This is a genomic window from Hyphomonas sp. UBA4505 (assembly GCF_002388685.1).
Taxonomy (GTDB): Bacteria; Pseudomonadota; Alphaproteobacteria; order Caulobacterales; family Hyphomonadaceae; genus Hyphomonas.
In genome coordinates this window covers 79,407-100,968 of sequence record NZ_DGMZ01000003.1, presented here as the reverse complement: position 1 = coordinate 100,968, position 21,562 = coordinate 79,407, and the positions used below count along the sequence as shown (strand labels likewise).

Here is a 21,562-nt window from a genome sequence, read left to right as displayed (position 1 = left end):
TCCGATCTGCCAGATCGGCACGGCAAGACAGGCGGGCAGGGATTGGAGATGGGCGCGGACGCGACCTGTTGGCAGAATGCGCGGCAAGGCCAGCGCGACATCGCGGACCGGATGAAGAAATTCCGGCAGGGTCACATTGGCTGGATCGAAAGATGACAGGAAACCTCGGTCGAAGCTGAGGCCATATTCTGCGAAAAGCTCGCACATTGCAGGGATTTTCAGGAGGGGACTTCACAAAGGCTCGCGACTCCCTTATTGGGCCAAAAAGGGAGCTCCCCACATGAAAATCCGGCAAGCCATTACCTTCGACGACGTGCTGCTCCAGCCCGGGGCCAGCGAGGTCATGCCCGCTGACGTCAACGTCTCCACCTTCCTGACCAAAGCCATTCCGCTGAACATTCCGCTGATCTCGGCGGCGATGGACACGGTGACCGAGGCACGCCTGGCGATTGCCATGGCGCAGTCCGGCGGTATCGGCGTGATCCACCGCAATCTCTCAATCGAACAGCAGGCCGGTGAAGTGGCCATGGTGAAGAAATATGAGAGCGGCGTGGTGATGAATCCCGTCACGATCTCGCCGAGTGCGAGCCTTGGTGATCTGGTCGAGTTGAAACAGCGCACGGGCTTTTCCGGCGTGCCGGTCGTGGACAAGAGCGGCAAGGTCGTCGGCATTATCACCAATCGTGATACGCGCTTTGCCGATGACGTCTCGGAATCGGTGGCAAACCTGATGACGAAAGAGGTCGTGACCGTGAAAATGGACACGCCGAACGACGAAGCCCGGCGCCTGTTGCACAAGCATCGGATCGAGCGTCTGGTCATCGTGGATGACGATAATCGCTGCGTCGGCCTGCTGACCGTGAAAGACATGGACAAGGCGGCCGTGAACCCGAACGCCGCCAAGGACGCCGCCGGTCGCTTGCGCGTCGCGGCGGCCTCGACCGTGGGCGATGCCGGGTTCGAGCGCACCGAAGCTCTGATCGCGGCGGGCGTGGATTGTGTCATCATTGACACCGCGCATGGCCATTCGATCTCTGTCGCGCAGGCGGTTGAGCGGGCGAAGAAGATATCCAATTCCGTTCAGATCATTGCCGGGAACGTGGCGACCGCCGAAGCGACCAAGGCGCTGATCGATGCGGGCGCGGATGCGGTGAAGGTCGGCATCGGGCCGGGCTCGATCTGTACGACGCGGATTGTGGCCGGGGTTGGCGTGCCGCAATTGACGGCCATCGAGGCGTGCGCGAATGCGGCGCAGGCGAGCGGCGTGCCGGTGATTGCCGATGGCGGCATCAAATTCTCGGGCGACTTTGCCAAGGCGCTCGCCGCCGGGGCCTCGACCGCGATGATGGGCTCGATGTTCGCTGGCACCGAGGAAGCGCCCGGCGAAGTGTTCCTCTACCAGGGTCGTTCGTACAAGGCCTATCGCGGCATGGGCAGCCTCGGCGCAATGGCGCGCGGCTCGGCCGACCGTTATTTCCAAAAGGACGCGGCGCAGGAGAAGCTGGTGCCGGAAGGCATTGAGGGCCAGGTGCCGTTCAAGGGTCCGCTCGGTCCGATCATCCACCAGATGGTGGGCGGCCTGCGCGCGGCGATGGGCTATGTCGGCGCCAAGACGATCGACGAGCTGCACGAGAAGGCCGAATTCGTCCAGATTACCGGCGCGGGGCTGCAGGAGAGCCATGTGCATGACGTGCAGATGACGCGGGAAAGCCCGAATTATTCGCTAAGCAGGGGGTAGGCCGATTGGGTGAGCTTGATGCGAGTCGGGCCTCGTCCTTCGACTTCGCTCAGGATGAGACCCTCATTGAACCAATGGGTCCCGCCACATAGCTTCCATCTGCGGTGAGCCTTCTCCGACCTCGAACAGTTTCATGCGTTCGAAGCCGTGGCTCATATAGAAGCCGGAATTGGCGGGGTTCGAGTTTTCCAGATAGCAGGGCAGGCCCGCGCGGTCGGCAGCGTCCAGCATGGGGCGCAATATCGTCTTGCCGAGGCCTTTGCCACGCGCAGCCTTCCGTGTGCCGATGGTGAAGAGGTAGAGGTGGCGTTCGGTCGGATGATATTGCTGCATGATCTCGCCGGCCTTCAGCGCCCGTTTCACAGTCCCTTTTGATCCTTTGCTGAGAAGTGAAAGGACCAGCCGGAAGGTCTGGAGTGATGTCAGGCCATGCCGCGTTTCGGAGAGGGCCCACATCGTGGCGGCATCATCGCCAATCTGGTGGCAGATACCCTCAGGAAGATACATGTCTCGCGCCAGCTGTCGGAAGGTCGCCCGGATGGCGGCGTCGGTGCCGAATATCCAGCGATTGATGGGATCTTCGGAAAATGCTTCAGCCGTGATGTCGCCGATCTGTCGCCAGTCAGCCGGGCTTGCAGTCGTCACCTGCGGTGGCAGGTCCAGTTTGAGCATCAATTTACCTCTCCAGCCACGCTATCCAGCCACTATTTACGGGACTTGGCCAGACCGCGCCCTAGCTTGAACTGTAATTGATACAGGGAATCGGCATGACGGACAGGATCGCAATCATCGGAGCAGGATTGGCCGGGCTCGCCGCCGGACGGGCACTGACGGAGACGGGTATGACACCGGTCATATTCGAGAAGAGCCGCGGACTGGGCGGTCGTCTGGCGACGCGTCGCACGGATATCGGGCCGATTGACCATGGTGCACCTGGGGTTCCAGCCAGCGTGCCGGGCGGCGGTGAGGTTTGGCACAGCGCACCGGTCGAGATGCGCCAGACGGGGCTGCCCGGCATGAGCGCGCTCGCCCGAGCGATGTCTGGCGGACTGGATATTCGCAAATCAGTGGAAGTTCAGCCGCTGATCCGCGCGGAAAACACCTGGAGGCTGAGCGACCAGCAGGGCGTAGGTCTGGGTGTCTTTGACCGGGTGATCGTGACGGCTCCGCCCATACAGGCTGCAACGCTCACTGCGGCGGATGCCACGCTGTCAGCGCAGATCACCAAAGCAGACATGTCGCCGCTCTGGACGCTGTTGATGGCCTTTGTAGACCCGACCGGGCTGGAGCAGGAGGTTCTCACGCTCGGCGGCGGGCTTGCAAAAGCGATCCCCATGCTGGCGAAGCCGGGCCAGACGGGCCTCGAGCGCTGGACAGTGCATGCGAGCCCGGATTGGAGCGCAGAGAATCTGGAACTGGAAAAGGATGACGCGGCGGCGCGGTTGCTGGAAGCCGTCCGGGAGCAGGTGGATTTGCCTGGCGAACCTGACTACCTGGCCGCCCATCGCTGGCGGTATGCACGCGTGCGCACGCCGCTCGGGATGCCTTTTGCCGCGAGTGCCGATGGACGGCTGATCGCCGGCGGAGATTGGGCGCTCGGACGGCTCGCGAGTGATGCGGTCGAGAGTGGCCGCGCCATGGCGGCGCATGTGATTCAGACCGCCGGTTAAGCTATTGCCGGTTTCCCTTGCCCATTTTGCGGGGTAACAGGGCGGTTTGCAGAGACTTGAGGGGCAAATCCCATGCGCAATGGCGGACGCATCGCAGCGGCAATAGACGTGCTGAACGACGTGCTGACCCGGCACCAGCCGGTGAAATCGGCTGCGCGGGACTGGGGCAAGCGCGCGCGTTATGCCGGATCGAAAGACCGGGCATGGGTCAGCGGCCTCGTGCTGGACGCGCTGCGCAAGCGCAATTCGATTGCGCATGCGATGGGCGATGACAGTCCGCGCGGCCTGATCCTCGGCGCGTTGGCACATGCCTGGGGCTGGAATATCAAGGAAATCGACTCGGCCATGGATGAAGACCATGCGCCCGCCAAGCTGACCCTGCAGGAGCGCGAGCGCCTCGTCATGGCCCCGGACCCGGTCGCGCCGCCGCATGTACAAGGCGACTATCCCGAATGGATGGCGCCCATGATGGCGCGTGTGTTCGGCGAGGAAGCCGCTGTCGAGGCACAGGCAATGGCCGTGCGCGCCGATGTGGACCTCCGCGTCAACACGCTGAAAGTGGATGCCGAGAAAGCGTCCCAGCCGCTGCGCAGCGCGAAAGCCGAAGCATCGCCGCTATTGCTCAACGCGTTCAACATTCCCGCCCGCGACCCGAGCGAGCGCGAAGCCTCTCTGGAGAGCATTCCGGCCTATTCCAAGGGCTGGGTCGAAGTGCAGGATGCGGGCAGCCAGATCGCGTCTGCAGCGGCGAATGCCCAGCCGGGCGAGCAAGTCATGGATTATTGCGCAGGGGGTGGCGGCAAGACGCTGGCCATGGCCGCGCAGATGCAGGGCAAAGGCCAGATATTTGCCTATGACATTGACGGGCGGCGTCTGTCGGCGCTGATCCCGCGCCTCAAACGTTCCGGCGCGCACAATGTGCAACTGGTGCATCCGAGCGAGCCGACTCAGCTGGAAGACCTATCCGATCAGATGGACCTCGTTTTCGTGGATGCGCCCTGCACGGGGACCGGCACATGGCGTCGGCGTCCGGACGCCAAGTGGCGGCTGAAAGAACGCCAGCTGGAAAAGCGTATGGGCGAGCAGGACGAAATCCTCGCCGCCGCGAGTGCCTATGTGAAGCCGGGCGGACGTCTGCTCTATGCGACCTGTTCCTTTCTGATGGAAGAAGACGAAGACCGTGTGGCGAAGTTCCTGGCGGCGCATTCCGAGTTTTCCGAGGAAGACGCGGCAGAGTCTGCCATTGCTTCCGGTCTGCTGACTGAAGAGGGCGCAGCGCTCGTGCGCAAATATCGCGGCCCCACCGGCAGCGTGCGCCTGACGCCGCGCCGGGCCGGCACGGATGGCTTCTTCTTTGCGGTCTTGCGGCGGGCCTAGGTCAGCTCTCGCTGAAACTGTCGATGGCCCCCAGCAGGGTGGCAACTTCGCGCCGTTCCTGTTCGCTCAGTTCGGGCCGCCAGACATCGAACAGGAGCACGATGCGGGTCTCGTCCGCTTCGTTCTTTGCTTCATGCTCGATCGTGTCGTCGAAGATGACCATGCGCCCTTCTTGCCAGTGATGCGTCTCACTGCCGACGCGTAGCCAGGCCGGGCCGGGCACGATCAGCGGCAGGTGGCAGATCAGGCGCGTGTTCACCATGCCATTGTGCGGCGGGATGTGCGCGCCGGGCTTCAGGACCGAAAACAGGACGGATGGGCACTTGCCGTCTGCGAAATCAAGCGGGACGCGTTCCAGCGCGGCCGTGGTGATCGGGCAACGGGCGCAGTTGGCTTCGATCTTCTGCCCGTCTTTCCAGAGATAGAAGGCGCTCCAGTCTGTATTGTCGAGCAGGTGATGGTCCTGTCCGCCAAGATGGCCTGCGCCGCGCTCGATATAGGGACGGAAGCTCGCCTGGTCCTCGGCGAGGACGGTGCGGAGTTCGGCCTGTATGTCAGGGGTTCTGTCTTCCATATCCTGCACCCAGTCGAACTGAGCCGTGTCGTAGAACTGGATCTGGGGCAGGCCGGGGAAATAATAGCGGCGTGGTTCCTGGAGATAGACGGGCTGGCGTCCAAGCAGGATGTCGAGGGACTGGTTGAACCGGGCCGAGCGCTCGGTAGGCGGGATCAGACCGTCCAGCCGGGCGGCATAGTCCGAGGCATAATCGGCGAGCCGGGTCTGGGCGCGCCGCAGGCCGGCCTGAACCGTAGCGGGAAGGTTCGGCATCTGGCCGGCGAGGGCGAGTGCGGCGCGATACCCGTCACTGGCGGCCTGGATATTGCCGCCCGAATGGCTGACATCGCCGAGCAAGAGCAGGCTGCCAAGATCGTTCGGGGATTGTGCCAGCACGGTGTGCAGCGTGTCGGCGGCTCCGTTCCAGTCTCCGGCGCGGGCCCGGTCGAGGGCAGCCTGTTTCAACTGGCTGAGTGAAGTCGTGTCAGTCATGACCTGATCGTCGTCCAGTTTCGGTCGCAGCGTCAATAGTGACGCGGGAACCGCCCGTAGCCTGTGGACGAATCCCTCAAGCTCGGCTATCGGGCGCCATGACTGAGCAGAGACACGAACGCGCCCTCATCGTCGATTTCGGCAGCCAGGTGACGCAACTGATCGCACGACGCCTGCGCGAGAGCGGCGTCTATTGTGAAATCCATCCTTTCAACAAGGTCGATGCGGCGTTTCTCGGTGAGTATGATCCGCAGGCCGTGATCCTGTCGGGCGGACCTTCCAGCGTGACATGGGACGACAGCCCGCGCGCCGATGATGCGATTTTTGAACTCGGCGTGCCGGTGCTTGGCATCTGTTACGGCCAGCAGGTCATGATGCAGCAACTGGGCGGCAAGGTAGAAAGCGGCACGAGCCGTGAATTCGGCCGGGCTTTCATCGAGAAGGTCGTGGACGACCCGATCCTGTCAGACCTGTTCCATTCGGGTGACAGCGAACAAGTCTGGATGAGCCATGGCGACCATGTTGCCGAGATGGCGCCGGGCTTTGGCGTAATCGCGAAATCGCCGGGCGCGCCCTATGCGATCATTTCAGACCCCGAACGCAAATTCTACGGCACGCAATTCCATCCGGAAGTCGTGCACACGGTGCATGGGCGTGAATTGCTGCGCAATTTCACGCATGGCGTCGCGGGCCTGAAGGGCGACTGGACAATGGCAGCCTACCGGGCCGAAGCCATCGAGAAGATCCGTGAGCAGGTCGGCAAGGGCCGGGTGATCTGTGGCCTGTCGGGCGGGGTGGATTCCTCGGTTGCGGCCGTGCTGATCCATGAAGCCATCGGTGACCAGCTGACCTGTGTGTATGTTGACCACGGATTGATGCGGCAGGGCGAGAGCGAGCAGGTGGTGACCTTGTTCCGCGAGCATTACAATATCCCGCTTGTCCATGTGGACGCATCGGACCTGTTCCTCGGCAAGCTGGAAGGCGTCTCGGACCCCGAACGCAAGCGCAAGATCATTGGCGGCCTGTTCATCGACGTGTTCGACGAGGAAGCCAAGAAGATCGGTGGCGCGGATTTCCTCGCGCAGGGCACGCTCTATCCGGACGTGATCGAAAGCGTTTCGGCCATTGGCGGGCCGAGCGTGACGATCAAGAGCCACCACAATGTTGGCGGCCTTCCGGAACGCATGAACATGAAACTGGTCGAGCCGCTGCGTGAGTTGTTCAAGGATGAAGTGCGCGCGCTGGGCCGTGAGTTGGGCTTGCCGGAGAGCTTTATCGGGCGGCACCCATTCCCCGGACCGGGTCTCGCGATCCGCATTCCCGGCGAGATCACGCGCGAGAAGGCCGACACGCTGCGCAAGGCGGACGCGATCTATATCGACGAGATCCGCAAGGCGGGACTGTACGACGAAATCTGGCAGGCCTTCAGCGTTTTGCTGCCGGTCAACACGGTCGGCGTGATGGGGGACGAACGCACCTATGAGGCCGTGCTGGCCCTGCGCGCGGTAACCTCCACTGATGGTATGACGGCGGACTATTATCCGTACGAGCACGACTTCCTCGGCCGTGTCGCGACCCGCATCATCAATGAGGTAAAAGGCGTCAACCGCGTCGTCTATGACGTGACCAGCAAGCCGCCCGGCACGATCGAGTGGGAATAGTGACTTTGCCCTGAGTGACGGTTATTCTCGGCCTGTTGTCCTGAGAGTCCATTTCACGCCGCTCTGTACACGCGGCCCAAACTCGGTAGAATCGCCCGTATGACTGATCTGACCGACACGCTGAAACAGCTCTCCGCGCTTGGGCAGGAGACCCGGCTGCTGACGTTCCGGGCCCTGATGGAGGCGGGGCCGGAAGGTTTGCAGGCAGGCGCCATTGCCGAACATCTGGACGTCGCGCCTAACAAGCTGTCGGGACATCTCAACATATTGGTTAATTCCGGGCTGGTCAGCGTCGTGCGTGACGGGCGCCGGATGATCTATACGGCCAGGATTGACGGCGTGAACCAGTTGCTCTCGGTGCTGGTCGACAATTGCTGTCACGGTCATCCAGAAGTGTGTGATCCGCTCGCCAGGAAATCGAAAATAAATTGTTAAATCAATATTCGGCAGAATATTGAAATAAAGTCTGTATCACGCTAAGGTCTTTCCAGAGTCGCACGGGAGGATGATATGCGAACTGGACTGAGGACGTACGCTATAATCGCTTTGACCGGTATAGGACTGGCGGCCTGCGCGGGCGCGCCGGACCCGGTCCAGGCACCGGCCGAAACTTCTGCCACAACCGGTGACCTGGAGCTGCGCGCAAGCGGCTCTGGAAACTGGGATATCGACTGTGTCGCGGTCACCGGACGGGGTGAGGCGAATGCTAGCGTGAAGGGGCGAGGGTCAACCAGTACGGACATGTTGTTTGTGCGCGATGTCTCAACCGCCGCCTGCACCTATCAGACCGGGGCCTCGCCGGTCACCTTGAAACTGATGGAGGAAGGCCTGACATGCCCGTTCGGCGCGTTTGAAAGCGGGATTTGCCAGACAATTCTTCCAGCTGAGACCAGTGGAACACTTCAATTCTCGGTCAAATAATGTTTTAGAACCGCAACGTGACTCGGGCGCGAAGCGGGAGAGAATATGCGACGAATTTTGTGGGCCTTCGCGCTGATGGCGCACATATGCTCTGTCGCCGAGGCGGAGGAGGCTTTTCGGCTCAGGGATGCCGTAGACACTCCGGCCTGGCTGACGCTCAAGGGTGAGACCCGCGTCCGCTACGAGACGCTGCAGGGGCAGTTTCGGGCCGGCGGTGAGGGCGGCGACCAATTGCTCCTGTTCCGCAGCCTATTGCTGGCTGAAGCAGACACCGGGCCGATCTCTTTCGGGGTCGAGATACAGGACAGCCGGACCTATCTGGCCGATGCCGGCACGCCGCTCTCCAGCAGCATCGCCAATCCGCTGGACCTTCTCCAGCTCTATACCCGCATCGACGAGTTGCCGGGCGTCTTCGGAGAGGGGTCGTCCAGCAAGCTGACCCTTGGGCGGCAAACGGTCTCCATCGGCTCGAAACGCCAGATCGAGCGCGTTGATTTTGCCAATGTCATCAAGAGCTATACCGGCGCGCATTTCGTCTCCACGGCTGAGCGCGGGGACGAACTCCATCTGGTCTATGTCGTGCCGACCGCGCGCTATCCGGATGCGCGGCCTGCGCTGGATGACAATGAACTGTCAGGGGATGAGGAACAGTGGGAGCGGCGCATCTGGGGCGTGCATTATCGCCGCGCGGATATCTTGCCGGCTTTGGCGCCAGGCCTCTGGGGCGAAGTGTTCGCCTACGGACTGGAAGAGCGGGATTCCGGCGACTTCCCGACGCCTGACAGGTCCTATTTCGCGCCGGGCTTTCGTCTGTACCGGAAGCCTGTTTCCGGACAGTGGGACATTGACCTAGAAGGCGCCCTGAGACGCGGCAGCCGCTACGCCTCAAACGATCCAATGGACACGCAAAGCCTTGAGGTGGAGGCCTCCATGCTGTTTGCCGCGGTCGGGTACACATTCGATACGCCATGGCAGCCGCGCTTTGCGTTGGAATATTATCATGCCAGCGGCGACGAAGACCCGTTTGACCTCAATTACGACCAGCATGAGCGCCTGTTCGGGTCCCGGCGGACCGATCTCAACAATACCAGCATTCACGGGCCTCTGACTCCCGCCAATCTGAATGCGCCGGGCTTTCGGGTGGAAGTGAAACCGGGTGCCCGATGGGACGCCCGTTTCTACTATCATGCGGCGCATCTGGCGTCGAAGACTGACAGCTGGGTCATTGCCAAGCTGCGGGATCCGTCCGGCCAATCCGGCGATTTCATCGGACACACGCTGGACGGGCGGGCACGCTACTGGGTGCTGCCGGACAGTCTCCGCCTGGAACTCGGTGCCTCCGCCCTGATGTATGGCGAGTTTGCCAAAGACGTACCGGGTGGTCCAGATGGGGACGAGACACTGTTCGGATACGCACAACTTACCTTTACCTTCTAGGGAGCCATCCTGGACAGATTTGAATGCTATCTCGTCGTCCGGGAAGCGCTCCCATCGGGTCAGCATGCATGTAAATGTCTTCGGTATGTTTTTATTCTAGGACTTCAAGCTCGCGGGATGTTTGCGTCTGGCGGGTACCGAGTGTGCAGAAGTTGGTCGCAATACATTCCTCGGTGTGGATTTGCGTCAATTTCGACGGCGGATCGACCCGGTTACGATTCAGACGATGGCGAATTCAAGCGATTGCGGGTCTCGAAATAGGAAATCGTCAGGATGCCATCCAATGGAAGGGGGCAGGCGCCTCCTTCCATTGGATTCCAGCAAGAGGGTTGGTTGTTTTTGTTCAGCACTGTCTGGACTAGTAATTATCTTTGTTGTCCAGATCGTCGACCGATCCGTCCTTGTTCGTGTCGAGGGTCGAGAACATGCGCTTGCCGGAGGCGTGGAATTCGTCGAGCGAGAGATTTCCATCTTCGTCTGTGTCAAGCACGGTAAACCGGAAATCTGCCTGGTCGATTTGGCGTTTGCGCTGTGCCTCAAGTTGCTCGAGCAAGCGGGTTTCATACTCGGAAACATATTCTTCAGACTGGACATTTCCGTCTCCGTTGGCATCGCGTCTGAGATAGCCGTTCGCGCGCTCTGACATGAATTCGGCTTCGGTGACTTGCCCATCTCCATCGAGGTCATACTTTTGGAAGAATGCATCCTTGCTATGTCCGTCAGCTGAGCGACGTGGAGTTTCGGACTCAGGCGTGACTGCGGCCGCGCTTGCAGTCTCGGCTTCAGCCGACGCTTTGGTGTCATGGGTGGCACACGCGGTGAGAGGCGCGAGCGCCAGGGTCAACAAGACCGGGTAAATGGATTTCATGTTTGGGTTTCCGTTCTGGTGGAAGGTTTTTTACCGAGCAACTTCGAAAGTCAGGGAGGTTGTGTAGCTGCGTTCATCAGTCTCTGCGCCTTCTGGCGCGTCAACTGCGTGACGGGTCATGAGGAGGTATTTGCCTGGCTTGTCGAAAGACAGGCTCACGATTCCGGAGTCATCTGCCTCTACATGGCGTTCGTATTTCGGCGTTTCATAAGTTCCGCCCTGCCGTTTGATTTCCACAGATTGGCCGGCAAGCGGCTGGCCATCGAAGAGGAGCTTGAATTCAAATCCCTCTCCTAGATAAATCTCGTTTGGGTGGGTGACGGGCGTGATGAGCAAGCGGCCGATTGGCAAGTTGACCGCCTCCCACGTGGAAGCTCCTTTCGTCACATAGACGTCAGCAACCGTTTCGGTCTGACTGGTGATGACCTCGGTTGCATTTTGAGGAACTTCCGCATCGGGTCCGAAAACCGCCTGCCATTCACCATCAACAAGGGCCTTCTTGCTTTTTCGACCCAAGCGGACACCGGTGGTAAATCGATAGGTTCCCTCGGTGTCCAGATCACTTTCAAGAACAACCACCTGGCGCAACTGGGTTAGGGTCTTGAAGTCTTCCCGCGAGCCATCCGGAAGAATGACATGATAGTCCTCCGAAAGAACGGCGATCTCTGGCACGAAGGGGTCCTCACTAAAGGATGCCTGCACAGTGACGTGATCGCCTTCCGTCGTGACGAATGCATTGGGATACATAAAAGATGTATGAGCGTAAGCGGCTGCGCAAAGCGTGGTAGCCGATAAGATTCCGGCTGCACCAAATTTCAAAATTGTCATAAAGACCCCTCAGTCACGTTATTGAGAATAATTATCACTTGCATGTACTGAGAATGCGATTTAGTTGCAAGTAGAGATTTTTGGTTTTTGCTGCGGGCGTCGTGCTCAGCGCCTTTTAAGTGCAGTCAGCGCGTCTGCACGCTCAACCCACGGAGATTTCGATGCGAAAGACCTTGTCAGGCATGGCTTTGACATCCGTTCTGGTGACCATGTTACCCGGTGTCGCGACGGCGGATATGTTCAAACGACATCATGATCATGTTCTCGGAACCTCCCTGGATATTGTTGTGAATGCCCCCTCAGAGATAGATGCCAACAAGGCAGAGGAGGCGATTCTCAAGGAGATCGAACGTTTGCGCGGCGTATTCAGCACATATGACAACTCCAGCGAGATATCGCGTCTAAATCGCTCCAGCGACACGACAGTGACTGACGACATGGTTCGTGTACTGGAGCGCTGTGAAGCCTATCGGATGCAAACGTCGAATGCGCTGAGCTGTCGTATTGGCAGCTTGATCGATACATGGGCCGTCGCCGAACGTGAGAACAAGTTGCCAAACCGTCCCGCCATGCGAATAACTGCTGGAGAGATACGGCGCGCCAGTGTTGAAATTGATGCAGGGAAGGGAACCGTCAACCGACCGGATGAGGTGATTTTCGCTACCGATTCTTTGGCAAAGGGGTATATTCTGGACACGGCCGTCGAGGCGGCCATTGCCGCGTCCCCAAAGGTCTCAGGACTGTTGATGAACATTGGGGGTGACATACGGACCTGGGGCGCAGGCCCTCAAGACGGACAATGGGCCGTCGCGATCACCCGCGGCTCTGAGCTTGGAGAAGGCGGATCAGCGTTAGAAGGCCGTGTGCAGATAAATGAAGGGGCAGTCGCAACAAGCGGTTCGGGACCTCGTGATCGTATGGTTGGGGGGCAGCCCTATAGCCATGTCATATCCCCCGCAGATGGCTGGCCAGTCTTTCACGCTCTCACGGCGACGGTCTATGCGTCAGATGCCATCACCGCAGACGCACTTGCAACGGCACTCCTGGTGATGGACCTCAAGAGAGGATTGAATCTCGTGGAGAGTCTGCCGGGCGTAGAAGCGGAGATCGTGACGGAGGATGAAAGACATCATCAGACTTCAGGTTGGGGTGGCTTGAAGCCTGAGGGGAAGGCGACCAGCGAGATAGAGGCAAGCTGGCCGACGGGCTATGAATTTTCCATTGAGTTCGAGATTCCCGATCAAGATATTGCAGACTATGAGCGCCCCTATGTGGCGGTATGGATTGCAGACAAAGACAGAAATTTGGTGCGGATTCTCATGCTTGCCGGTCAACAAGCGCGCTGGATGGAGGAGAACTATTACTGGCACCGACGATTTGGCCGAAAGGCCGGGAGCCTTGTCGATGCGATCTCAGGTCCAACCCGGCGCCCCGGACAATACAAACTTGTATGGGATGGCCGGACAGATGATGGCCACACAGTTGGTCCAGGCGAGTACATCTTGCATCTTGAAGCTGCTCGCGAACATGGCGAGCATCAGCATGAGAGCGTTACTTTCACCCTTTCTGCTGATGCGTTCAATCACGAGATTGAGCCTGGGAATGAGCTTGGACACGTTTCGGTTCGGTTTGGCTCGACGTACTGATTTTCAAGTTGTTCCCTCGGAATATCCTCAAGACCCCTCAATCTCGACAGTAAAGCTGTGGCTGATGCCAGTTGGCGGAGCGGGAAATGGCGATGCTTTCTTCACAAAGATCAAGGCCTGACGATCAAACCTGGATGAGCCAGAGCTTTGGGAGACTTCAATGTGTTTGATCGTACCACGAGGGGAAACCGTGAATCGAATATGAGCGGATCCGGGACCGGAAGCGCGCGGTCTACGCAGTTGGGACAAGTGTCTCATCACCTCTCCCGAATAGTTCGAATGCTCCGAATTTCCTGCTGCTGGGGACTTTGCGCTTGCAGCAGAGTCGCCGCCAGATTCCTTGGTAGCTGGACTATTCGCATTGACAGACGTTTTGGCTTTTCGGTGTGAGTTGTTGCCAGCTGGCTTGTACTCGGCGGGTTCTGTCTGGGGTGCCGCTGAGGTCGCAGAGGAAACTGCCGTGGTTGGCGCTGTCTGAGCTGCCGGCTTGACTTGACGGTCTACAACGGCCGGCTCGTTAGTGTTTTCTTCAGGCAAAAGCGGGTCAGCGTCTGCAACGAGAGTTTCGGATTTGGGCTCGTCCGGAGCTGTCTTCTCGACTTTGGGGGCTGCCTCCGGTGATTGAGGTGACGGTGAGGAGCGGGTGGCGGGCGGCTGTTCTGATTGTGCTGGGCTTGGTTCAGGTTCGTCCGATGGCGGGGCTTCGTGCTGGAAGGCATTTGTCGACGAGGCCATTGTTCCAAACTGCACGCCGAAGCTGTTTCCTGCCACCAATGTCGGCGGAGCGTGAGGGACTGTATACGCCAACACACTCAAGTGGGCCGCTGCCGCTGCTGACAGCGCAATCGAGAATTTGACCACATTCGCTTTCGTCATCCTGTGGTGTCCTCCGTCACGACAATGATGTTGGTCCTACCGCTCGCTCGAAGCTCTTTCACCAGCTTGAGGAGTTGCACCGCTGGCAGTTCGCGATCGGGAAGAAGGCGTAGGGAAGACGTATCTGCCGCCGGGCTGTCGAGAACACTCTCCAGGCTGACCGGAGTGCCTCCCCGGCGTAGTTGACCGGTCTTGTCGATCGACACCGCGTCTGGAGGGACGCAGCATTCGAGATCTTGGGTCTGAACAAATCTTACAGATGGATCAGGTGGGGAGGCGAGCGTTCCTGCAATCATGAAGAAGATCAGGATCAGGAATACGATGTTGATCAGTGAGATCACGGGATCGCGGCGGGTTTGCAGTTTGCTACGCTTCATGTCGGCTCCACCACGAGCACCTCAATCCAGGGCGTACGTTTCAGTTCAGCGAGGACATCAATCAGTGTTTGCGTGGTAACATCGTCTGTTAACTTCACCGCCACTGTCGGTACGCTTTCATCATTTTCATGTATTTCGAGCCTGTAAGCGAGATGACTCAGCGGGACCGCCTTTCCGTCCAGCAGAAGGGTATCAGTCCCAACGGTTAGTATAAGGATGGGGTTGTCGGAGGTCTTACCGGCGGCTGCAGTGGTTGAGGCTATCTCGACCTCGGAAAACTTTGAGAAACTAGAAGCCAGCATAAAGAAAAGCAGCAGCAGAAAGATCACGTCGATAAGGGACGTGATCGACGCGCGACGGCGTGGGCGGGTGCGCTTAAGTGCCATATCCAGCAGCAACTATTTCTCTGGCTGACGTCGCGCGCGTTTCCGGTGTAACGAGGACTGTGAATGCATGCTCGGCGAAAGCGCGTTCGCGGTCAGTCTGAGCTTCAAACCAGGACAGCGCAATGGATGTAGGCATGGCGACGGAGAGGCCTGCGGCGGTGGTCAGCAGGGCGACCCAGATACCGCCAGCAAGGGCTGCCGGATCTACCTGTGATCCCGCAGATTGCAGGGCCTGGAACGCCTCAATCATCCCCAGCACCGTTCCGAGAAGCCCTAGCAGGGGGGCCAATTGAGCAATCGTATCAAGGACGCGAAAGCCACCTTCATAGGGTTGCAACGCGAGGTCGGCTTCGGCTTCAAGTCGGGCAACAAGGCCTTCTCGCCCGCGTAGCGGCAAAGCGGACAGAAGAATGTTCGCCAGCCAATGTTTCGATGCGCGGAGCTGATCCGATGCACCTTGCTCATCGCCAGCGTCCAGAGAGCGGATGGCCGATTTGAGCGGCTTCAGGCGTCCGATCTGATCCGACCGAAATTGCCAGTATTTGAAGCCTGTCAGGGCGAGCGTGAAAATGGATGCAAGCAGAAGGATGGTAAGGATGGGACCGCCGACATCATATAAGTTTTGAAACATCGTGAGCATGCGCGTTTCCAATCAGATTTCGCTTTGAAACTCAGTTCGCTGCGGGAATGTTTGGAGAATTGTTACGAGCACCATGCAGCTGTTGGCAGCCGCGCATGGTGCTCGCATCGGTGGGGTACTGTCTAAAAGGCTTTCGACACCGTGAACTTGATGTTCCGCCCAGCCGCCGGACGCGTAGAAAGGAGCGGCGTGTAATTATGATCGAACAGGTTTTCAAACCCGAAGCGGAAGGATGTGTCCTTCAGGACACCTTCCTGCGGAGTGATCGTTGCGCGCAAATTGACAGTGGCAAAGCCCGGGGTCGTCGTGCCATTGCGGTCTGCTTCATCTGCCAGCACGAACTCGCTGGACAGATCGGCCAATCTCGATAAGCGCTTGCCGAGCGTGAGGCGCAGCGTGTTGGCTGGAGCATTCGTCCAATCCGCGACGGTGCTGTCTGTGCGGGTCTGTTCTGCATCAACGATATTGGCGTTGAGGTCAGCATAGTAGCCGTCGCGGCGGGCGTACGATCCTTCAAGCTCCAGCCCCTGGATTTCGATCGAGTCCACACCTGAGTAAGACGTGTTATCTTCCTGATCCGTGTGATAATAATTGGCCTTCATGGAAAGCGTATCATCCTGTCCAAGGACACCGATAAGGTCGTAGGATGCGCCGAACTCATAAGTCTTCCCGATCTCTGGCTGGCTCATATAGACCTCGTTCTCGAGGTCATCGAGAATGGGGAGGCTTTCCGTGTAAGCATAGCTTCCGAAGAGGGCAACGCCATTGTCAAACTGATAACGGAGCGATGCCCCGCCCATGAGCGCGTCATTGTCATAGCTCGCAGCGCTGCCATCATCGAGGGTCCCCTCGACTTCTGAGCTTTCAAACCGAAGGGCTGGTGCGAATGTCCATCCATCCAGAAAGTCGATCTGGTCGACTACGAACAGGGCGATGCGATTGTCTTCACCGCCTGGGGCCGAATTTGCATCAAGACGTTCTTTCTGGATGAACTCGATGCCCGTGCGCAAATCATGCACCAGAGCGCCTGTTTCAATATAGGCTGTGTTCTTCACGGTGAACTTCGTTGTCTCGTAGCGATGGTCGGCATCGACCGTGGCGAAGCATCCGAACGGGCCACTGCCGACAATACATTCCTGATCAATTTCCTGATTGGCGTAGGAATACACCGCATCAAGGTTCACCAAATCATTCGTGATAGGATTGAAATTGTAGGCAAGCGATATCGTTTCGGACTTGGTGTCACGATCCACATTTCCAAATGCGCCGCCGGTCGTACCGAAGGAGTCGTATGGTTTGTCCCGTTCGGTTGTCTCAGAATTGGTATAGCTGGCGCGCATGCTGTGGTCCCCGACCGTATAGCGGGCCTTCAGCAGATAGGAGGGCAGTTCAAATTCGCTGTTCTCAATGACATTGTCATTACCATCTTCCTGATTGTGTTGCTCGCGCCAGGAATAGTTCGCAAGGAGCTCAAGGTTTTCCGTGGGTTGGACTGCGAGCGTGCTGGAGGAGTTGAATCCGTCCATATTGGTTGCGCCGCCGAGGGTTTGACGGAAGGCGAGCCCCGTTTCGCCGCCCGTGAGGTCTGACGCATCGATCGTCTCAAGGCGCACAACCCCACCGATAATACCAGATCCGTACTCAAAGCTTCCGACAGTCCCGCGGATCACTTCGACGCTCTTGTAGAGATACGGATCGGTATAAAGCTGGGTGCCAATACGATAGAGTTCTTCCGAGCCCACGCTCGCGCCATCGACCTGAATTGCTACTTTCTGGTCAGTTCCGTAAGTGCCGTTGGCGCCAAAGCCACGAATATTGATCCCGGATCCGATCGGGGTGGAGCCGTTTACGAGGGAGACGCCAGGAACGGAGTCAATCAATTCCGCAACAGTGCCAGCTTGGCGGTCTTCTATTTCTTCCTGATCGACGACCGTGACTGGTGTGGCGGTGTCGGTCTGGACTTCCCTTTTACTCTCGCCGAGCGTCAGCGTGCCGAGGAACTCCTCACTGTCAGTGTTCGCGTCTTCCTGAGCGGAGGCTGGTGCCTGAAGCATAATGATCGATACGATCGCTGTGGCCCCGAACAGGGCGGTTTTACGGTTTACGATGTGGTTCATGGACCCCTCCAGATAATGCGTTAATGCAACTCAGTCGCAATGTGGGGTCGGGATAGCGCGTGGTGATCTGCTTTGCAAATGAAAATTATTCGCAAAATGAGTCTTTTAGATCGTCACCTGCCAATTCGGGGTGTCGGCCTATCTGCCTGGAGGCAGATGTTCACTCATATGCCGGCCATCTGGCGGCAACCCTGCCAGTCAATGAGGGATTGGGGCTGACATGTTGCGAATTGGAGTGGAGGGGTAACTTTCGAATACGTTATGCAAGTGGGCTAGCGCTTGAGAGATTTCAGCACGTCGAATGGGCTGCTCGTGGTCTCTTTAGCTGCCGGCTCGGGAGTTTTCCGAGGTGGCGCCTTGGGCGCCGGTTTGGGACGCGTGCCCGCTTGCGAGTCGGCGGACGACTTCATGCTCAGGCTGATCCGCTTTTGGTCTATATCCACTTCCAGCACGCGAACGCGCACAATGTCGCCAGCTTTGACCACGTCGCGCGGTGACTCCACGAAGCGGTCTGCCAGTTGAGATATGTGAACGAGGCCGTCCTGATGAACGCCAATATCTACAAAGGCGCCAAAGGCGGTGACGTTTGTCACGACGCCTTCCAGATTCATGCCGGGATTGAGGTCGCCGATTTCGTTGACGCCTTCCTGGAAGCTCGCGGTCTGGAAGTCAGGTCTTGGATCGCGGCCTGGCTTTTCCAGTTCGGCGATAATGTCCCGGATTGTAGGAACGCCAAATGTCGCATCAGCGAAGTCAGCTGGGTTGAGTTGTGACAGGACTGCCTTGTTGCCGATCAGGGACTTCACTGATTGTTTCGTTGCCTTGGCGATGCGTTCGACAATTGGGTAGGACTCCGGGTGTACGGCGGATCCATCCAGCGGGTCTTTGCCTCCAACGATGCGCAGGAATCCAGCCGATTGCTCGAAACTCTTTGCGCCCATGCGCGGGACTTTCTTCAACTGTTTGCGTGTCAAGAACGGTCCATTCTCGTCGCGGAAAGCGACGATGTTGCTGGCCAGCGTCGTGTTAAGTCCGGAGACATGCGTGAGGAGGGGAGCGGAGGCTGTGTTGACGTCGACGCCAACCGCATTCACGCAGTCTTCCACAACCGCGTCGAGCGAGCGGGCGAGTGCAGCCTGATCGACATCATGCTGGTACTGGCCGACGCCAATCGCTTTCGGTTCGATTTTGACCAGTTCGGCCAGCGGGTCCTGAAGGCGCCGTGCAATGGAAATTGCCCCACGCAAGCTGACATCCAGATTCGGAAACTCGTCAGCAGCTAGCTGTGAGGCCGAATAGACGGAGGCGCCGGCTTCCGACACCATGATGCTGGCCGGTTTCAGCTCCGGTGCTGCCTTACCCAACTCAGCAACCAGAGCGTCCGTTTCCCGGCCGGCTGTGCCATTGCCAACGCCGACAAGATCCACGCCGTGCTTGGCGGCAAGTCGCGTTATGATGGTCAGTGCGCCCGCGCGATCATTGCGCGGCGCATGAGGATAAATGGTGGCGGTATCGAGCAATTTGCCAGTCGCATCGACTACGGCAATCTTGCACCCGGTTCGGATGCCGGGATCAATGCCCATGACCGTTTTCTTTCCGGCCGGCGCGGCGAGAAGCAAATCCTTGAGATTGTTGGAGAATACTTGGATCGCTTCTGCCTCGGCACGCTCCTTCAAACGGGCCAGCGAGTCAGAGGCACCGGATTTGGCAAGCTTGGTCGACCAAGCCTTTTCGGCGGTTTCCCGCATCCAGCGATCACCGATGCTACCCGATGCGTTAATGCCAAATTCCTGACAGATTCGAGCGATTGCCTGACGCGGCGTATCAGCCTTGCGTGTCTGGATTCCGACCCCGACTTTCAGTACGCCTTCTTTCTCTCCGCGCAACATTGCGAGAGCGCGGTGGGACGGCATTTTCTCGAGCGGTTCAGCGAAGTCCGCATAATCCCGAAATTTGTCAGCCTGTTTGCCTTTGACCAGCCGTGAACTCAATTCACCCGCCTCCCAGACCTTTTCCCGGACGTGGCGGACGATGGATGGAGTTTCGACCATTCGTTCGATCAGAATGTCTCGGGCACCTTCGAGAGCTGCCGATACCGTTTCCACATCCTTGGTACTATCAACATAGGCAACAGCCAGTTTTTCAGGATCGCCTGCACATTTCAGGAGTGTTTCGGCCAAAGGCTCGAGCCCCTGTTCACGTGCAATTGTCGCCCGCGTTCGACGTCTCGGCTTGTATGGTCGGTACAGGTCTTCCAACTCAACCTTGGTTTCAGCATTCCAGATCGCACGCTCAAGCGGGCGCGTGAGTTTTTGCTGCTCACCAATGGACGACAGGATTGTTTCACGCCTTGCTTGTAGCTCTGTCAGATAGGTGTAGCGCTCTGCCAATTGCCGCAATTGAGTGTCGTCCAGGCCGCCCGTACGTTCCTTCCGATAGCGTGCGATGAAAGGTATGGTCGCGCCCTCTTCAATGAGCGCAATCGTCGCCGCAACCTGCGCTTCGCGGACGCTGAGATCGCGGGCAATTATTTGAGCGATGGAAAAGGAAGCGGCGGATTCAGACAGCTTGACTGCAGGCATGAACACTTGGGCCTTCGTAATTAAGACAGTTCCAGAAAAAGAGGTGGTAAGCCGAAGCGATACCGCTGCCTTGCATCTTGGAGATCAAGGTTAACCAAATGTTGCGAAGAGCGGAATGGGATGTCATTCGCGCCATCTTTCGCAGCGCTCAAGTCTTGCTCTACAATTTGCCAAACCCGGCCTTGTTCAGGCCGGGTTCGTATGGGGGGCAAGTTCCGCGACGATGGTCGCCATAAGTGCCGTAAATCTCAGGATATCCGGCTTGACGTCATATGAGGCCAGCCATCGCCGCGACAATTTCGGGATGGACAATGTCACCATGGGCTACATTGATGCCGGCATGCAGATGTGGATCGGTCTTCACGGCTTGTTCGGTGCCCAAATCGGCCAACGCCATCGCATAGGGCAGGGTGGCGTTTGACAGGGCGATTGTGGATGTTCGGGCAACTGCTGCTGGCATATTGGTAACGCAATAGTGGCAGACACCATCAACATTGTAGACGGGTTCGTCATGTGTGGTCGGACGGCTGGTTTCGAAACAGCCGCCTTGATCAATGGCGATATCCACAACCACTGATCCGGGCTTCATCATCGAGATTTGTTCGGCTGAAACGACCTTTGGCGCAGCCGACCCGGGAAGCAGGACAGCCCCGACCACCAAATCAGCGGTCAGAAGTGAAGCTTCGATCGCAGCCGACGTGGAGTAAAGACAGCGGGCGCGACCCGCGAAGAATGCGTCCAGTTCCCGAAGACGATCAAGTGAGCGATCGAGGATGGTGACATTTGCTCCCAGCCCGACGGCCATTTCCGCCGCATTCCGTCCTGCGACGCCACCTCCGATGACGAGTACCTTGCCTGGAGCGACGCCGGTAACGCCACCCAATAGTGTTCCCGAGCCACCTTGAGCTATTTCAAGATACTTGGCGCCAGCCTGAACTGACAAGCGTCCGGCCACTTCACTCATTGGGGTAAGCAAAGGCAAGCGTCCAAACCGGTCGGTTACTGTTTCATAGGCAATGCAGGTAGCGCCCGACTTCAAAAGTCCGCGGGTCTGTTCAGGGTCTGGTGCCAGATGAAGATAGGTGAACAGCGTGTGTCGTGGTTGCAGGCGCGCGATCTCAACTGGTTGAGGTTCTTTCACCTTGATGATCATATCGGAAGAGTCGAACAATTCGTCCGCGTTCGTGGAAATTGTGCAGCCTGCCGATTCATACAGTTCGTCAGAAAATCCAACCATTTCGCCCGCGCCGGTTTCGACGAATACAGAGTGACCCGACCGTACGAGTTCCTGGGCGCCTTGTGGCGTCAGGCCCACGCGATATTCACGGTTCTTGAGTTCTTTTGGGGTGCCAATACGCAAGTCAACAATCCTTTGAGGTGTGGGTCCGAT

General features: G+C 58.4%; 19 protein-coding genes and 1 pseudogene. 8 read left to right on the top strand and 12 right to left on the bottom strand.

What is annotated here, in order from left to right; all coding sequences use genetic code 11:
- Positions 1-207, bottom strand: a pseudogene (locus tag B3527_RS02105) (hypothetical protein); the annotation flags it as partial.
- 73 nt (positions 208-280) lie between these two features.
- Between B3527_RS02105 and guaB the strand changes: the two are divergent.
- Complete coding sequence (gene guaB / locus B3527_RS02100) at positions 281-1,738, top strand: IMP dehydrogenase (RefSeq protein WP_206990587.1); 1,458 nt, start codon at positions 281-283, stop codon at positions 1,736-1,738.
- 63 nt (positions 1,739-1,801) lie between these two features.
- On the opposite strand, the gene B3527_RS02095 is transcribed toward guaB, so the two are convergent.
- On the bottom strand, positions 1,802-2,410 hold the full coding sequence (locus B3527_RS02095; protein ID WP_206990586.1) for a GNAT family N-acetyltransferase: 609 nt from the start codon (positions 2,408-2,410) through the stop codon (positions 1,802-1,804).
- A gap of 95 nt (positions 2,411-2,505) precedes the next feature.
- On the opposite strand from B3527_RS02095, the gene B3527_RS02090 reads away from it, so the two are divergent.
- On the top strand, positions 2,506-3,408 hold the full coding sequence (locus B3527_RS02090; RefSeq protein WP_290479525.1) for an NAD(P)/FAD-dependent oxidoreductase: 903 nt from the start codon (positions 2,506-2,508) through the stop codon (positions 3,406-3,408).
- 72 nt (positions 3,409-3,480) lie between these two features.
- Positions 3,481-4,785, top strand: a complete 1,305-nt coding sequence (locus tag B3527_RS02085) for an RsmB/NOP family class I SAM-dependent RNA methyltransferase (RefSeq protein WP_290479524.1) — start codon at positions 3,481-3,483, stop codon at positions 4,783-4,785.
- Position 4,786: 1 nt separating this feature from the next.
- On the opposite strand, the gene B3527_RS02080 is transcribed toward B3527_RS02085, so the two are convergent.
- The gene (locus B3527_RS02080; RefSeq protein WP_290479523.1) at positions 4,787-5,833 is read right to left on the bottom strand and encodes an aspartyl/asparaginyl beta-hydroxylase domain-containing protein; all 1,047 of its coding nucleotides are present in this window, start codon (positions 5,831-5,833) and stop codon (positions 4,787-4,789) included.
- 98 nt (positions 5,834-5,931) lie between these two features.
- On the opposite strand from B3527_RS02080, the gene guaA reads away from it, so the two are divergent.
- From guaA to B3527_RS02060, 4 genes are all read left to right on the top strand, one after another.
- Complete coding sequence (gene guaA / locus B3527_RS02075; RefSeq protein WP_206990582.1) at positions 5,932-7,494, top strand: glutamine-hydrolyzing GMP synthase; 1,563 nt, start codon at positions 5,932-5,934, stop codon at positions 7,492-7,494.
- A 99-nt stretch (positions 7,495-7,593) separates the two neighbouring features.
- Entirely contained in the window at positions 7,594-7,929 is a 336-nt protein-coding gene (locus tag B3527_RS02070) for an ArsR/SmtB family transcription factor (RefSeq protein WP_290479522.1), read from the top strand.
- A 75-nt stretch (positions 7,930-8,004) separates the two neighbouring features.
- Positions 8,005-8,415: a hypothetical protein gene (locus B3527_RS02065; RefSeq protein ID WP_290481644.1), complete on the top strand. Its 411-nt coding sequence runs from the start codon at positions 8,005-8,007 to the stop codon at positions 8,413-8,415.
- Positions 8,416-8,460: 45 nt separating this feature from the next.
- Positions 8,461-9,852 carry an alginate export family protein gene (locus B3527_RS02060; RefSeq protein ID WP_290479520.1) on the top strand — a complete coding sequence of 464 codons (1,392 nt, stop codon included), beginning with the start codon at positions 8,461-8,463 and terminating at the stop codon, positions 9,850-9,852.
- A 358-nt stretch (positions 9,853-10,210) separates the two neighbouring features.
- Here B3527_RS02060 and B3527_RS02055 read toward each other — a convergent pair whose 3' ends face one another.
- On the bottom strand, positions 10,211-10,720 hold the full coding sequence (locus B3527_RS02055; RefSeq protein WP_290479519.1) for an EF-hand domain-containing protein: 510 nt from the start codon (positions 10,718-10,720) through the stop codon (positions 10,211-10,213).
- 30 nt (positions 10,721-10,750) lie between these two features.
- Positions 10,751-11,548, bottom strand: a complete 798-nt coding sequence (locus B3527_RS02050) for a DUF4198 domain-containing protein (protein ID WP_290479518.1) — start codon at positions 11,546-11,548, stop codon at positions 10,751-10,753.
- Positions 11,549-11,730: 182 nt separating this feature from the next.
- Between B3527_RS02050 and B3527_RS02045 the strand changes: the two genes are divergently transcribed.
- Positions 11,731-13,194 carry a DUF2271 domain-containing protein gene (locus B3527_RS02045; RefSeq protein ID WP_290481842.1) on the top strand — a complete coding sequence of 488 codons (1,464 nt, stop codon included), beginning with the start codon at positions 11,731-11,733 and terminating at the stop codon, positions 13,192-13,194.
- A gap of 27 nt (positions 13,195-13,221) precedes the next feature.
- Here B3527_RS02045 and B3527_RS16885 read toward each other — a convergent pair whose 3' ends face one another.
- From B3527_RS16885 to ald, 7 genes are all read right to left on the bottom strand, one after another.
- Positions 13,222-13,929, bottom strand: coding sequence for a cell envelope integrity protein TolA (locus B3527_RS16885; protein WP_366007995.1), 708 nt, complete (start codon positions 13,927-13,929; stop codon positions 13,222-13,224).
- 137 nt (positions 13,930-14,066) lie between these two features.
- Complete coding sequence (locus tag B3527_RS02040; protein ID WP_290479516.1) at positions 14,067-14,447, bottom strand: ExbD/TolR family protein; 381 nt, start codon at positions 14,445-14,447, stop codon at positions 14,067-14,069.
- Positions 14,444-14,845: an ExbD/TolR family protein gene (locus B3527_RS02035; RefSeq protein ID WP_290479515.1), complete on the bottom strand. Its 402-nt coding sequence runs from the start codon at positions 14,843-14,845 to the stop codon at positions 14,444-14,446. The genes B3527_RS02040 and B3527_RS02035 overlap by 4 nt, the downstream gene beginning before the upstream one ends.
- On the bottom strand, positions 14,823-15,473 hold the full coding sequence (locus B3527_RS02030) for a MotA/TolQ/ExbB proton channel family protein (RefSeq protein ID WP_290481651.1): 651 nt from the start codon (positions 15,471-15,473) through the stop codon (positions 14,823-14,825). Before B3527_RS02030 ends, B3527_RS02035 begins: the two co-directional genes overlap by 23 nt.
- A gap of 122 nt (positions 15,474-15,595) precedes the next feature.
- Positions 15,596-17,590 carry a TonB-dependent receptor domain-containing protein gene (locus tag B3527_RS02025; RefSeq protein WP_290479513.1) on the bottom strand — a complete coding sequence of 665 codons (1,995 nt, stop codon included), beginning with the start codon at positions 17,588-17,590 and terminating at the stop codon, positions 15,596-15,598.
- A 272-nt stretch (positions 17,591-17,862) separates the two neighbouring features.
- Positions 17,863-20,172, bottom strand: a complete 2,310-nt coding sequence (locus tag B3527_RS02020; protein WP_290479512.1) for a Tex family protein — start codon at positions 20,170-20,172, stop codon at positions 17,863-17,865.
- Positions 20,173-20,440: 268 nt separating this feature from the next.
- Entirely contained in the window at positions 20,441-21,532 is a 1,092-nt protein-coding gene (gene ald, locus B3527_RS02015) for an alanine dehydrogenase (RefSeq protein WP_206990570.1), read from the bottom strand.
- Positions 21,533-21,562: the final 30 nt, after the last annotated feature.